This window comes from Bacillus sp. FSL R5-0585 (genome assembly GCF_038004545.1).
Classification (GTDB): domain Bacteria; phylum Bacillota; class Bacilli; order Bacillales; family Bacillaceae_G; genus Bacillus_A; species Bacillus_A cereus.
The window spans coordinates 1046973-1060997 of record NZ_JBBORJ010000001.1 but is presented as its reverse complement, the minus strand read 5'-3'; the positions used below and the strand labels follow the sequence as shown (position 1 = coordinate 1060997).

The following is a 14025-nucleotide window of genomic DNA, read 5'->3' as shown; positions in this document are numbered from 1 at the left end:
TGTTAGAAAACATAGCCCGATACAAAAATTAAAGAGGTCGGATTTCACTTATTCTATAATAATAGAGCAAGTGTCTGTATTAAAGCTGTCGTTTGACCAGATAAAGATTTCGATATTTTTTCACGTTGTGAATCAGTCAATCCATCTAAAAGCGGCTTTAACTCTGTTAACTCTGCTTCTAATCGATGAATATGGTCTGTCACTTCATTCACTTGTTTCGAAACGTGTTCATTGATACCGAGCAGCTTCTTCTTCTCCTCGATTTTCTCTTTAATCTCACAAAGCGGCATATGCATTTCTTTGCACTTCTCAATAAATTGTAATGTCTCAAATGCTGTTTCGTCGTAATAGCGATAATTAGATTGAGATCGCTCCGCTTTTAAGATACCTAGATTCGTATAATAATCAATCGTTCGTTTCGACACGTGAGCCATGAGAGCCAACTGTCCGATTCGATACACCTTCCCAACGATCTTCCCCCCTTGTTTATATTACTTACATGATACAATACATAAACTGTACAGTCAAACGTGACGGTTTATTATTCACAATTTATACTAAATTCCAAGCTCCACCCTACTATTATCCAATACAAATCACTCATACAATAAAATTACTAAACTATTACCTAATCACTACATTGTCTGTACCTTTTAACCTTTCTTATTTAAAAGCATATTCTACTAATAATGATTGCTTGTATAGGAGGGAATTAACATGAAAAAGACAATCATTTCTCATTTTTATAATGAAGAATACCTACTTCCATGGTGGCTTATGCATCACACGAAAATATTCGATCACGGCATTTTAATTAATAGAGGGTCTACAGATCGTTCCGTAGAGATTTGTAAACTATTAGCACCCCACTGGGAAGTACGAAATTCCAGATTTCTTGAGTTTGATCCAACTAATACTGATATTGAAGTGATGGAAATTGAAAGAGAAGTTTCAGGTTGGAAAATCGTTTTAAATACTACTGAATTCTTTTGTTGTAATAATACTGAAGATTTTTTTTCATCTCTTCATACACTAGGCCAAAACATGTATGCGATTAGAATGATTTTAATGATAGATAATCACAATTATAATTATTCAAAGCCTAGATATTCTATCCCCTTAGTAGAACAGCGATACCACGGTGTCTTCCCTTACAACCCAAATCTCGGATGTGCTTGGAGATTTATTCACAATCATCTAGATGGTGCATATTTACCTGGTAGACATCATTCGCGGCACGGATATATAATTTATGACTATCCTTCATTTATTTTGAAATTTTATTTTAGCCCTTGGAATGAACAGTCAAAGGCAAGAAAATTACAAATTACACCTACCCTTTCAAAAAGGGGTGTTCAAATGGGGCTTCAAACACATTACGGTCAATCTCCTGAAGTACTGGACATACGTTTTTTAGAGCTTAGTAACCTAACACAAGACCTCCGTCATAACCCTGAATACCAAGAATTATTCCCAAAATTCAAACCGTAATATTTTCTGCATCGTCATCGCCTCAAACATTTTCATTCGCTTAATCAAAAACAATCTCATTTGCATAAAACATGAATACTGTATAAATAATAAATTTTTATTTTAGGAGGAAAAAATGAAAACTGTTATTCTTGCTGGTGGGTACGGTACAAGAATTGGGGAAGAAACACATTTAAAACCGAAACCTATGATTGAAATTGGAACAAAACCCATTCTATGGCACATTATGAGTTTGTATAGTCATTACGGGATTACTGAGTTTATTATTTGCTTAGGCTATAAAGGATATGCAATTAAAGAGTTCTTTCTAAATTACAACTTACACATGTCTGATTTCACAATACAGTTAAACGATAATACAATTACTAGCCATTCTCATCGTGTAGAACCGTGGAAAGTTACACTAATCGATACTGGTGTAAATACCGAAACGGGTGGCCGAGTGAAAAAGATTCAAAATTATGTCGGAGACGAACCTTTCTGCCTCACTTATGGTGATGGATTAAGTAATGTAAATATAAAAGAACTTATTACATTCCATAAAAAACATGGAAAAATGGCTACTGTTACTGCCGTACAACCTCCTGGTAGATTTGGTTCTCTCATATTAGATAAACAGTCTGTAACATCTTTTCAAGAAAAGCCATTAGGTGATGGCGGATGGGTTAACGGTGGATTTTTCGTTTTAAATCCTGAAGTTTTCAATTACATTAGTGGAGATAAGTCTGTTTTTGAAACAGACACTTTAGTTCAGTTAGTAAACAAAAATGAATTGGCCGCATATCAAAATTCTGGTTTTTGGCATCCGATGGATACATTGCGCGATAAAAATAAATTAGTCGAGCTATGGGAAAGTAATAACGCTCCGTGGAAGGTTTGGTAATATGGCTTCATCATCTTTTTGGAATAAGAAAAAAGTATTTATTACGGGACATACTGGATTTAAAGGCTCCTGGCTCACCCTTTTCTTAAGTTCTTTAGGGGCAGAAATAGTGGGCTTTTCTTCGCATCCCCCATCCATTCCTAATCTTTTTGAACAATGTAACGTAGCGAAAGAGTGTATGACAATTCATGGCGATATTACTGATTACGACTCTTTATTCCACGCCCTAAAACAACATAATCCCGACATAATATTTCATTTAGCAGCTCAGCCAATCGTAACCGCTTCATACAAAAATCCTATCGATACATTCAAAACGAATGTTTTAGGTACTGTCCACGTGCTAGAAGCAGCAAAGTCCGTCGAAAGCGTACGTGCCATTATTAATGTGACAAGCGATAAATGTTATGAGAATGACGGTAGTGGCGACCGAGCGTTCGTGGAAAATGACCGACTAGGAGGTTTCGACCCTTATAGCGCTAGTAAAGCTTGCGCTGAAATAGTGGCAACATCCTATCAAAAATCATTCTTCCGTACTAATACCCAGAAACTCGCCTCAGTCAGAGCTGGTAACGTCATCGGCGGTGGTGATTGGGCAGAAGATCGATTATTCCCTGATATCATTCGGGCATATTTGCACAATCATACTTTGTGTATTCGAAACAAATATGCCGTCCGTCCGTGGCAACATGTTTTAGATCCTCTACATGGCTATATCCTTTTAGCTGAGAAACTTTGGAATGATGCTAAATATGCAGAAGCGTGGAATTTCGGCCCAATGAATGAACATAACAGAACCGTTCATGATGTCATTGAAGCTGTAATAAAATTATGGAATAACCCACTAACAATCATTTCCTCCTCTACAAATACTCCTTATGAATCACCTGTTTTAACACTCGATAGTACAAAAGCAGTAAACAAACTCGGCTGGACCCCTAAGTTATCAACAGATGATTCTATTGCTTGGACTGTTGATTGGTACAAAAAATATGCATCCGGTGAAAATATAGAATCTTTCACGCGACAACAAATCGATGCATTCAAAAATTTATAAGGGGGCTATAAAATGGAACAGAAAAAATGCCGTTTTTGCCACTCATTACTAACCAACACTTTTTTAGATTTGGGCGTTTCCCCTCTTGCTAATTCATTTGTAGCTCCTGAAAGCTCATATAAAATGGAACCTTTTTATCCGCTGCACACATTTGTTTGTAACTCTTGTTTACTCGTACAGCTAGATGAATTTGAATCTCCACAAAATATTTTTCATAACTATTTATACTTCAGCTCTTACTCCTCAAGTTGGCTACTACACGCTAAACAATATGTAGAAATGGCGATTAAGCGTTTCAACTTAACGAAACATTCAAAAGTGATTGAAATCGCAAGTAACGATGGGTACTTATTACAATACTTTAAAAAAGAAAATATCGAGACATTGGGAATTGAACCCGCGAAAAACGTAGCAGAAATTGCTATCAAAAAAGGAATTCCTACTCATGTAAATTTTTTCAGTAATGACTTAGCAAAAAAATTGCCACAAGCTGATTTAATCGTCGCAAATAACGTATTAGCACATGTTCCAAACTTGCATGATTTTGTTGCCGGTTTAAAAACGTTATTAAAACAAGATGGCACGATAACAATTGAATTCCCACACTTATTAAACCTTATATCCTTTAAACAGTTCGATACTATCTACCATGAGCACTTTTCCTACTTCTCACTTATAAGCCTTCAAAAAGTTTTAAGTTATCATCATTTACAAATTGTTGATGTAGAAGAACTTTCAACGCATGGTGGTTCCTTACGGATTTTTGTAAACCATCTAAGTGCCCAAGCAACTATCCATTCCAATGTTACAAAATTAATTCAAAAAGAAGTCGACCACGGGTTAGATACTTTAGATTGCTATCTCCTTTTTTCTAAACGCATCGAACAATTGAAAATAAATATTTTAAAGTTTTTTATTGAAGCGAAAGCTTTAAACAAACAAATTATCGGTTACGGTGCTCCAGCTAAAGGAAACACCCTTTTGAATTATTGCGGGATAGGTAAAGAATTTCTAGCTTATACAGTAGATAAAAATCCTCACAAACAAAATCTCCTTTTACCAGGAACTCGTATTCCAATAAAATCTCCAGCAGAAATTAAACGTACAAAACCGGATTACATTCTTATACTTCCTTGGAATTTGAAAGACGAAATTATGAAAGAATGCTCTTTCATTCGTGAATGGGGCGGTAAATTTTTAGTGACGGTTCCAGAAATTGAGGTGATCGAGCCATGAAGAAAGTTGTTGTAACAGGTGGTAGTGGCTGGATAGGTAAATATGTTGTACATTCACTTATACAAAAGGGATATGAAGTGCACGCCACGTATAATAAAAATAACCCCTCTCACCTCCCTTGCCATTGGCATAAAGTAAACTTGCTTCGCGATGACGAAGTAAAACAATTCATTTCGGATGTTCAGCCTAGCCATCTCATTCACCTTGCTTGGGAAGCAGTGCCACCAGCATGCTATGTATCTATTAATAATTACTATTGGCTAAAGTCTAGTATTTCATTGATTCAACACTTTACAACATGCGGTGGAAAGCGTGTTGTCGTTGCAGGTACTGGCGCAGAGTACGAATGGTTTAACGGCGTATTATTTGAAGATTCACCGCTCCTTTCCTATAAAACCCCGTATTCTTTATGTAAAAATGCACTGCACTCCTGGCTAGAAACGTATGCACAACAAACAGGCCTCAGCATGTGTTGGGGCCGCATTTTTCATATGTATGGACCTCAAGAACAAGGTAATCGGCTCGTTTCTAACATTATCACTTCCTTATTAAAAAACGAGGAAGCACTATGTACACATGGAAAACAATCGAGAGATTTCCTCCATGTGAGTGACGTCGCTGACGCTCTCGTAACAATATTAGAACACAGCGTTACAGGCACCATCAATATCGCTTCTGGCCAATCTGTACAAATTAAAGATTTAGCTTCTATCATTGCTAAAAAGATAGGAAAAGAACATTTAATTAAACTAGGTGCAATCCCTTTCTCTAAAGATGAACCTTTATTTGTCGGGGTTAATGTAGAACGTTTAAAAACTGAAGTAAACTGGAAACCAACATACGATATAAATACAGGAATTGAAGAAACAATTTTATGGTGGAAATCATTTATACAAAAACATAACGATATGCATCATTAAAACGTAAATCCTTCGTTCCTCTCGCTAATTCCTTATACCATCCTTCTAATCTTTCCGGCGTAACAATATGATGCGTCCCCATTCCCCCATGCTTACTAGCTTCAGAAAGAGTCGGACCAATTTGTAACTTTCTCTTTCTCATCGCATCGTTCCACGGACTAAACCCAAACCATAATATACAGGCAAGAGGTGGATAAATCATCGATTCATGCGCAGATAAATGTCTTCCAACCGTATAACTTCCATGCTCATGATTATGAATAAATCTACCTCTTCTCCATAACGGCCAATCTTCTGGTAAATAACCATGAAACCGCTGTTTCATTAAAGGTATTACAAAGTTAAGGTCCGGATAGTTGTAGTTAGGATCATCAACCATAATAAGCCCGTCCAGCCAATACATCCTCCCCCCCAATTCATTTAGCGATTTCCAAAACTGATTTTTATCTTGCACGCAAAGAAACTCAGTCATATTTAAAATCATTTTCCATCCTTGTACTTCTTGTTCTATCCTCATCACTTCATGATCTGTCGCATATGCATCAAACTCTGGATTTACAGAATCTCGCACCTCCCAATGCGGTGCGAATTTTTTACAAATCTCAACGGAACGATCTGTTGAACCTTTATTAATTAAAATACCATGATCAAAAAGTTTCGTATGATGCATAAGCCACCATGGCAATAAATACTCTTCATTGTAAAAATGCGAAATAACGGTTGTAGTTATAATAATCTCCTCCTCTTTCTCTATTAATCTACTTTTTATCCTACAACCAATATACTCATAAGCAAAAATATGTTTCCTAATTATTGATCAAATATTATTATTAATATTTTTGTAAGTTTTCCTTTGGTACCCAGCCCTTCTCACCATCTCTTCCTTCGCACCAAACCCATCCATTCAATTCTTCTAATCCAATCACTCTTTCTCCAATACTCACATTTAATTCTTTCGCAGTATATTGTTTTATAATAATTCCTGTTCCATTCATATCTTTTTTTATAATTTGCTCCGGAACCCATCCTTTCCCGTCATATTTCTCTTCGTGACAAAACATCCAGTTTCCCCAGTTTTCCGGACCAGCGTAGCTCTCTATCATTTTCACTACATCCCCCTCTTCTAAGCGAATTGGATTAGGATAATTGCTAACATGTGATTTTATAACGATATATTTCATAACAACCTCCAATAATCAGAAAATTAAGTTATAATATCATTATAACTTAAAGAGGAGGAATACACATGTACTACAACACTTCATTCGAAAACGATCAACCTGTAGGCCGTCTATAAACTAAGACGGGCAATCATATAACACGTGCACCATGCCTCGTCTTAGGGAACTCATAATACCCTAAAAATAGACGGAGGTACTTTACATGAAACACACAATTTTAGGCGCTATATGTTTATCACTAGCAGCAAGTATATGGGGTGGTATGTATGTTGTTAGCAAATACGTACTCGATTTTATCCCACCACTAACACTCGTTTGGCTACGCTTTATCATTGCTTTTGTTGTTTTGTATGGCATTTTGAAACTAGCTGAGAAAAAGCAAAAGAAAAAAGTAACCATTCGCAAAAAAGATTGGCTCCTATTCGCTTGGATTGGATTTATCGGCTATTTCATTTCGATCACATGCCAATTTATCGGAACAAAATTATCCGACGCTCATACAGGCTCGTTAGTTACATCAGCTACACCTGCATTTATGGTTATATTTGCAGCGCTCATTTTGAAAGAAAAACTAAGCGCCCGTAGACTTTTATCTACTATACTAGCGACAATCGGCGTCATTATCGTAATCGGGTGGGATATTGAAATTGGCTCCTATTTTATCGGAACAATCATTTTAGTTGGAGCCGCTATTACGTGGGCTTTACTATCTATTTATGTAAAGATCGCTTCAATCCAATTCTCATCCTTAGTTATTACAACGTATGCCATATTCTTTTCACTCTTTTTTATTACACCCTTTATGATATGGGAACTACAAACATCCTCTATCGGAACAGTAAATACGTACGTAATATTTGGCGTATTATACTTAGGTATTGTCTCAACAGCAGGTGCCTTTTTCCTTTGGAATAAAGGATTAGAATTAATAGATGCAAGCATCGGTTCCTTATTTTTCTTCTTCCAACCTATTGTTGGATCATTACTTGGCTGGCTCTTATTAAATGAGACATTAAATAGTAACTTTTTTATTGGCGGTATTCTTATTATATGTAGCGTTTTAATTACTACTTTTGAAAAGAAATAAAAAGCAGGCAGAGATTCTTAGTCTCTGCCTGTTCGCATTATTGGATCTTGATCGTGAAAACCAATACAAATCGGTATATTACTTTGCACTTCACTACGTACACTTATAAAATTACACAGCGTTTTAGCAATTAAATATAAAGTTATACCGACTGCTTTTTCACTTGTGTCAAAGCCATTTCCATTATACATATCTGCTAGTTCTACAGACCCCGGCCCCTCAATATTATATGTCCATTCAGATGCCCAATCATCGTCCTCTTCTTCAAGTGGAATATATTCCTCACAAATATAAAACTGACTATCCCATTCGTTATCAAGGTCATACTCAAAATAAATCGCTTTTGATTCTTCATTAGTAGCCATTTCTACAGCTGCATCCAAACCTACTCGAATACTTTCCTTATATGACTCTAAATCAATTGCTTTAATTCGTTCTGCATATTCTGCAGACGCTAACATGCTACAAATTTCAAAATACTTCGCTTCTATTTGCTCTACTGCTAACGAAAAGACATCCTCTTGCATCTCTTCTAAATACTGAAATATATCCACACTAAACACTCCTCACTCTTTACGCACTCCAATGCGATGGACGGGACAATAATTTCGGTAATTTCGTATGCTTATCCCCTCTCGCAGCATTAACTTGAACTTGCGTCAGAAAAATACTATTAGTAAAATCAGCCCCGCGAATATCTGCATCTCGCAAATCTGCTCCGATGAGATCTGCTCCTCTTAAATCTGCACCATTTAAGTTAGCCGCAATTAAGTAAGCTCCTCTTAAATTTGCACCTTGTAAATTTTTCTTTTTCAGATTCGCTCCCATAAGGTCTGCTCCGCGGTGTATGATTCGTTTCTTACGCGCAGTATTCATTTCCTTCCATACTAATTCGCTCGTTTCTAAAAGAAGAATGTTCACCTCTGCCCTATGCATTGGAACATTTATTTTCATTAACTCATCTGGATTTAAATTCGAAAGTCGCTCTGTCTCCTCAATTGCGGTCTCCAGCTCTTTATGAATTGGCTGTGTTGCCTTTAAAAGAATCGCTTCATTCAAATACCAAAGCATTTCATGAAGTTGATGCATAACCGGAAAAGCATCGTACATTTTTCTTGCATGCTTTGCATCTTTCCGCCAATCGATCCCTTTAAACGTACCCTGAGAAATCTTCTGTCCAGCACCGAAACACTCAAATACTGTACAACCTTTATAACCTTTTCCTCTAAGATTTTTATGTATACTACATTTAAAATCTGATTGTAAGTTGGAACATGGTTTACCACCATCTTTATTCACTGCAAAATCTACCGATGCTGCGAACGGTAATGCAACGCAACATAGACCGAAGCATGTTTCGCAGTTTGCTTTTAAATGATCGTTATGATTAGTCAAAATCTATACCCCCTGTTGTCTTTTGACTATTTCATAATATTCCAACTGTAATAAATAATCAATTTTAAAATAAACCAGCATCTTTCGTTTCAATTCATAACTTTATCATTCGATTTCCTTTCAATTGAAAAGGACTATTTCTATTTAATGAATTATAATTAAATTATAAATTTTCTAACTGAAAAGGAGACTTATTATGGCACTAGAAATGAAAACAAACTGTCAAATTTGCGATCAATCGCTCGAACAAGATTCTGCAGCATACATTTGTGTATATGAATGTACATTTTGCGCACCATGTACAGAAGAAAGACATAACGTTTGTCCAAACTGCGGCGGCGAATTAGTACGTAGACCGAAAAAGAAATAATAAAAAGCAAAGCGATATCGCTTTGCTTTTGTTTAGGCATCTGAAATTATATATTTAAAAACTTCACACAAACAGGCTCTGGCACAACAACATCAGATTGTAAAAGTGTTAACTTACCTGTAGATTCATCTCTTGAAAATAACACAAGATTATGTGACTTTTCATTTGTAGCAACAAGAAACTTTTCAGTAGGATCTAATACAAAGTCTCTTGGCCAATTTCCTTCTGTAGATGTATGTTCCACAAATGTAAGCTGGCCTGAGTTTTGATCTACGCTATAAACAGCGATACTATTATGACCACGATTTCCTGCATATACAAAACGGCCGTCAGAAGAAATATGGATAGCACTGCCTTGACTATTTTCATCAAATTGTTCTGGAACAGTAGAAATATACTGTAATTCTGTAAAGGATCCTTCTTCCGAGTTATATGTTAGCGCAATAACCTCTGAACTAAGCTCCGTCATTACATAAGCGTATTTTCCATTTGGATGAAAAGCAATGTGTCTTGGTCCACTTCCCGGATTCACAGACAGGCTATTCACTTCTATTAATGTACTATCTTTTACTTCATACGTAATTATTTTATCTATCCCTAAATCAACGCCCACTACATATTTTTCATCAGGAGTGTACCCCGCGTAATGTGCATGTGGTTTTTCTTGTCTTTCTTTATTCGGACCTGAACCTTCATGTGCCATAATAGATGAAGCAGGATTTACTGTTCCATTTTCTTCATTTATTTCAAAAGACTCAATCGTTCCTTTATGGTAATTCGCTGTAACTACTGTATGATTTCCACTATCAACACTAATATGACAAGGAGAAGCACCTTCTACTACTTGTCTATTTTTCACTTTTAGTTCTCCAGTATGACTATCCATGGAATAAGCAGCTACACCGCCAGATTCGCCTTCCTTAACAACGGAATAGAGATATTCATTATTTCGGTTAATGGTTACATATGTAGGGTTATCCAACTTAGCGGCAAGTGTTACATTACCAATTTTTTTTGCTTCCGTGTCTAAAATAAACTTATATATTCCTTCACTATTTTCTTTCGTGTAAGTTCCAACATATCCGATAAACTCTTTGTTATCCTTCATTTTCATAACCCTCTCTCCCTATATTTTTCATTCATCATACTTTTTAAAATATTTTATGTTGAAAGAGTATCCTAAAAAATCGGAGTACCTCTTTATACGTTACCATATTTTCTTGGTAAATAGCTTTTAAACCCACTTTTTTTGATACGCTGCTATACTTTCATATTCTTCTTCCAATTGACGGGACAAACGGATATAGATTGGCGTTAAATCTTTATATTTTTCCACACTTTCCATATTTGGCTCATGATGAAAATCTGCACCTACCATTTCAGAAACTACATGCAACGTATCTATTTCACCTAAACTATATAAACCGAGGATTGCAGCTCCTAAGCAAGAGCTTTCGAAACTTTCCGGAACATATACGTCTTGATGGAAAATATCCGCCATCATCTGCCTCCAAAGTTCCGATCTTGCAAAACCACCTGTCGCTTGAATTTTTTTCGGTTCACCAATTAGCTCTTTTAAAGCGAGAAGAACTGTATATAAGTTATAAATTACTCCTTCTAAAACAGCACGGATTAGATGTTCTTTCTTATGATGCAATCCGAGTCCAAAGAAAGATCCTCGTGCATTTGCATTCCATAAAGGAGCTCTTTCCCCTGCTAAATACGGGTGAAATAATAAACCGTCAGATCCAGGATTCACTTTTGCTGCTATTTCAGTAAGTACTTCATATGGATCTTTTCCTAAACGCTTCGCAAGTTCAATCTCTGAAGTACCCAATTGGTCACGAGCCCATCTGAAAATCATACCACCGTTATTAACTGGACCACCGATTACCCAATGGTCTTCAGTTAACGCATAACAAAAGATTCTACCTTTTGGATCTGTTACAGGACGATTTGTTACAGCACGTATCGCACCGCTTGTACCAATTGTAACAGCTACAACGCCAGGGTCTATTGCATTTACACCTAAATTAGATAGTACTCCATCACTCGCTCCTACTACAAAAGGCGTAGAAACAAGTACATTCATCTCTTTGGCAAACTCTTCATCTAATCCTGTTAAACTGTGCGTTGTTGGAACAAGCTTCGAAAGCTTGTCATCTGTAATTCCTGCTACATGTAAAGCCTCTTCATCCCATTTTAAAGATTTTAAATTAAACATCCCTGTTGCTGATGCTATAGAATAATCAATTACATATTCTTTATATAACTTGTAAAAAACATATTCTTTAATAGAAATGAATTTATAACTTTTTGCGAATAACTTTGCCTTCTCATTCTGTAGCCAAACTAATTTCGAAAGTGGTGACATCGGATGAATTGGTGTCCCAGTACGAAGGTAAATTTCATGACCATTCATATCATTCTTTATTTTCTCCGCCCAGCTTGCACTTCTATTATCTGCCCAAGTGATACATCTCGTTAACGGCTTTCCCTTTTCATCTACAGCAATGATACTATGCATTGCCGAACTAAAAGAGACACAAAGAATATCACTTGGCTGTACACTACTTGATCGTACAGTTTCTTTAATCGTATGTATTACTGCACGAAAAATTTCTTCTGGGTCTTGTTCTGCTGTTTCAGGTGTAGGAGAATATAAAGGATATTCAATTCCATGACTAGCAATAACAGATCCATCAGTAGAAAATAGAACTGATTTTGTACTAGTTGTCCCAATGTCTACACCAATCATATATTTTGAGCTCACCATCTCTTCCTCCTAACAAAAAATTGCTACAGTATCCCACCATAAAAATACATTCCTTTTATCTATTGATAACGTTGTATGCCACAATTATCTAAATAGAAACATCTTTATCTTAAACAAACATATCGAGTAGTAAAACGCCTCCAAAAGCGATAAATGAAAGTAACGTTTCTAATACTGTCCATGTTTTAAATGTTTCTTTCACTGTTAAGCCTAGGTATTCTTTTACCATCCAGAACCCAGCATCGTTTACGTGAGAAAACATTAACGCTCCTGCACCTGTTGCAATGACGAGTAATTCTAAATTCACACCTGTTGTATTTTCAACGATTGGCGAAACGATACCGGCTGCTGTTGTTAAAGCGACTGTCGCTGACCCTGTCGCAATTCGAATTAATCCAGCTACTATAAATGCTAATACAATTGGAGATAGAGCTAAATGCTCAGACATTTGAGCAATAGCATTCCCTACCCCACTATCGATAAGAATTTGCTTAAAACCCCCGCCGGCACCAATAATCGCAACAATTGAACCGATTGGTAATAAGCTATCTTCTGTTATCTTCTTAATAGCTTTTTTATCGATACCTTGACGAAATCCAAGAAAATAGAACGCCGCAAAACATGCAATCAATAGTGCAATGATAGGACTACCGATTAATGTGATAATCTTCATCAAAGTATTAGAAAGAGGCACATAAGGAGCTGCTGCAGCTAAAACCATTAACATAACAGGTAACAATATAACTAAAAATGAAACTCCTATTCCTGGTAATTTCGTTGATTTTGTATTTACACGAATCAATTCCGGCTCATTTTCAGGAATTACACGTTTGTGAATCCATTTCGCAAATATAGGACCTGCAATAATCGCTGCAAAAAATGTAATAATGAGTGAATACATTAGTACCTTCCCAAGATTCGCTTTATAAATACCAATTGCAACTATGGCCCCTGGATGCGGAGGAACAAGACCGTGCACGACAGATAGCCCAGCAATTGCTGGTAATGCTATTAATAAAATATTTTGTTTCGTTGTTTTATGAATTGAAATTACTAACGGCAGTAATATTAAAATGCCTACTTCAAAAAACACCGGGATTCCAATAATAAAACCTGCAATTAACATAGCCCATGGTAAGTTTTTTATCCCAAAGGATTTAATAAAGAACTCTGCCACTTGCATTCCAGCACCTGACTCTGCCATCATTTTTCCTAAAATTGTACCTAATACTAAAATACCTACTAAATGCCCTAGAACACTTCCCACTCCTGTTTCATAAGCACTCACTATTTTATCCATCGGCATTCCAGACATAATTGCTAAAAACAAACTTGCAACCGTTAAACTAATAAACGCATGCCATCTCCACCACGACACCCCTAAAATAACAATTACGATTGATAATAATGTAATCATTAAAAGGTACATATTCATACTCAGTTCCACCCCTTTATGTAAACCCTTTCAAATTACTATACAATTAAGAGAACCTATATAGTTCTTTCATGAGTAAGAATTTATATATCGATATACAAATCATCTTCACAAAATAATAATTTATACAAAAAGAATCTCCCTTATCAGAGATACATGTTAACTACTCTCTCTGATAAGGGGATTTCTCTTTC

At 36.1% G+C, this 14025-nt stretch carries 15 protein-coding genes; 7 read left to right on the top strand and 8 right to left on the bottom strand.

What is annotated here, in order from left to right; genetic code table 11:
* Window positions 1-53: 53 nt before the first annotated feature.
* Window positions 54-461, bottom strand: a complete 408-nt coding sequence (locus MKY38_RS05525) for a MerR family transcriptional regulator (RefSeq protein ID WP_000285637.1) — start codon at window positions 459-461, stop codon at window positions 54-56.
* 256 nt (window positions 462-717) lie between these two features.
* Between MKY38_RS05525 and MKY38_RS05520 the strand changes: the two genes are divergently transcribed.
* The 5 genes from MKY38_RS05520 (at window position 718) to MKY38_RS05500 (ending at window position 5587) form a co-directional block, all read left to right on the top strand.
* Window positions 718-1491, top strand: a complete 774-nt coding sequence (locus MKY38_RS05520; RefSeq protein WP_025708789.1) for a glycosyltransferase family 2 protein — start codon at window positions 718-720, stop codon at window positions 1489-1491.
* 115 nt (window positions 1492-1606) lie between these two features.
* Window positions 1607-2374, top strand: a complete 768-nt coding sequence (rfbF, locus tag MKY38_RS05515; RefSeq protein ID WP_341048320.1) for a glucose-1-phosphate cytidylyltransferase — start codon at window positions 1607-1609, stop codon at window positions 2372-2374.
* A 1-nt stretch (window position 2375) separates the two neighbouring features.
* Window positions 2376-3431, top strand: coding sequence for a CDP-glucose 4,6-dehydratase (rfbG, locus tag MKY38_RS05510; protein ID WP_341048318.1), 1056 nt, complete (start codon window positions 2376-2378; stop codon window positions 3429-3431).
* A gap of 12 nt (window positions 3432-3443) precedes the next feature.
* Window positions 3444-4667, top strand: coding sequence for a class I SAM-dependent methyltransferase (locus MKY38_RS05505; RefSeq protein WP_025708793.1), 1224 nt, complete (start codon window positions 3444-3446; stop codon window positions 4665-4667).
* Window positions 4664-5587 carry an NAD-dependent epimerase/dehydratase family protein gene (locus tag MKY38_RS05500; protein ID WP_341048317.1) on the top strand — a complete coding sequence of 308 codons (924 nt, stop codon included), beginning with the start codon at window positions 4664-4666 and terminating at the stop codon, window positions 5585-5587. The genes MKY38_RS05505 and MKY38_RS05500 overlap by 4 nt, the downstream gene beginning before the upstream one ends.
* Here MKY38_RS05500 and MKY38_RS05495 read toward each other — a convergent pair.
* Window positions 5556-6356, bottom strand: coding sequence for a glycosyltransferase family 2 protein (locus tag MKY38_RS05495; RefSeq protein ID WP_078384832.1), 801 nt, complete (start codon window positions 6354-6356; stop codon window positions 5556-5558). The genes MKY38_RS05500 and MKY38_RS05495 overlap by 32 nt on opposite strands.
* A gap of 61 nt (window positions 6357-6417) precedes the next feature.
* Window positions 6418-6768, bottom strand: coding sequence for an SH3 domain-containing protein (locus tag MKY38_RS05490; protein WP_070180355.1), 351 nt, complete (start codon window positions 6766-6768; stop codon window positions 6418-6420).
* Window positions 6769-6970: 202 nt separating this feature from the next.
* On the opposite strand from MKY38_RS05490, the gene MKY38_RS05485 reads away from it, so the two are divergent.
* Window positions 6971-7855, top strand: coding sequence for a DMT family transporter (locus tag MKY38_RS05485; protein ID WP_065224212.1), 885 nt, complete (start codon window positions 6971-6973; stop codon window positions 7853-7855).
* Between the two features lie 17 nt (window positions 7856-7872).
* Here the strand turns inward: MKY38_RS05485 and MKY38_RS05480 are convergent, their stop codons facing one another.
* Window positions 7873-8409: a hypothetical protein gene (locus tag MKY38_RS05480; protein WP_070180356.1), complete on the bottom strand. Its 537-nt coding sequence runs from the start codon at window positions 8407-8409 to the stop codon at window positions 7873-7875.
* Between the two features lie 19 nt (window positions 8410-8428).
* The gene (locus MKY38_RS05475; RefSeq protein ID WP_000181453.1) at window positions 8429-9250 is read right to left on the bottom strand and encodes a pentapeptide repeat-containing protein; all 822 of its coding nucleotides are present in this window, start codon (window positions 9248-9250) and stop codon (window positions 8429-8431) included.
* 196 nt (window positions 9251-9446) lie between these two features.
* Between MKY38_RS05475 and MKY38_RS05470 the strand changes: the two genes are divergently transcribed.
* Window positions 9447-9620 (top strand): DUF1272 domain-containing protein, encoded by a 174-nt coding sequence (locus tag MKY38_RS05470; protein ID WP_070180357.1) that lies wholly within the window; start codon window positions 9447-9449, stop codon window positions 9618-9620.
* A gap of 46 nt (window positions 9621-9666) precedes the next feature.
* On the opposite strand, the gene MKY38_RS05465 is transcribed toward MKY38_RS05470, so the two are convergent.
* The 3 genes from MKY38_RS05465 to gntP form a co-directional block, all read right to left on the bottom strand.
* Window positions 9667-10734, bottom strand: coding sequence for a beta-propeller fold lactonase family protein (locus MKY38_RS05465; RefSeq protein WP_070180358.1), 1068 nt, complete (start codon window positions 10732-10734; stop codon window positions 9667-9669).
* A 120-nt stretch (window positions 10735-10854) separates the two neighbouring features.
* Window positions 10855-12396 carry a gluconokinase gene (gene gntK, locus MKY38_RS05460; RefSeq protein ID WP_025708800.1) on the bottom strand — a complete coding sequence of 514 codons (1542 nt, stop codon included), beginning with the start codon at window positions 12394-12396 and terminating at the stop codon, window positions 10855-10857.
* Window positions 12397-12505: 109 nt separating this feature from the next.
* On the bottom strand, window positions 12506-13831 hold the full coding sequence (gene gntP / locus MKY38_RS05455; protein ID WP_001057634.1) for a gluconate permease GntP: 1326 nt from the start codon (window positions 13829-13831) through the stop codon (window positions 12506-12508).
* Window positions 13832-14025: the final 194 nt, after the last annotated feature.

What these genes read in the sequence shown, in the direction of transcription:
- MKY38_RS05490 (WP_070180355.1), bottom strand. Translation starts at nt 6,768, where the DNA reads ATGAAATATATCGTTATAAAATCACATGTTAGCAATTATCCTAATCCA.
- gntK (WP_025708800.1), bottom strand. Translation starts at nt 12,396, where the DNA reads ATGGTGAGCTCAAAATATATGATTGGTGTAGACATTGGGACAACTAGT.
- rfbG (WP_341048318.1), top strand. Translation starts at nt 2,376, where the DNA reads ATGGCTTCATCATCTTTTTGGAATAAGAAAAAAGTATTTATTACGGGA.
- MKY38_RS05505 (WP_025708793.1), top strand. Translation starts at nt 3,444, where the DNA reads ATGGAACAGAAAAAATGCCGTTTTTGCCACTCATTACTAACCAACACT.
- MKY38_RS05465 (WP_070180358.1), bottom strand. Translation starts at nt 10,734, where the DNA reads ATGAAAATGAAGGATAACAAAGAGTTTATCGGATATGTTGGAACTTAC.
- gntP (WP_001057634.1), bottom strand. Translation starts at nt 13,831, where the DNA reads ATGAATATGTACCTTTTAATGATTACATTATTATCAATCGTAATTGTT.
- MKY38_RS05470 (WP_070180357.1), top strand. Translation starts at nt 9,447, where the DNA reads ATGGCACTAGAAATGAAAACAAACTGTCAAATTTGCGATCAATCGCTC.
- MKY38_RS05485 (WP_065224212.1), top strand. Translation starts at nt 6,971, where the DNA reads ATGAAACACACAATTTTAGGCGCTATATGTTTATCACTAGCAGCAAGT.
- MKY38_RS05520 (WP_025708789.1), top strand. Translation starts at nt 718, where the DNA reads ATGAAAAAGACAATCATTTCTCATTTTTATAATGAAGAATACCTACTT.
- MKY38_RS05500 (WP_341048317.1), top strand. Translation starts at nt 4,664, where the DNA reads ATGAAGAAAGTTGTTGTAACAGGTGGTAGTGGCTGGATAGGTAAATAT.
- rfbF (WP_341048320.1), top strand. Translation starts at nt 1,607, where the DNA reads ATGAAAACTGTTATTCTTGCTGGTGGGTACGGTACAAGAATTGGGGAA.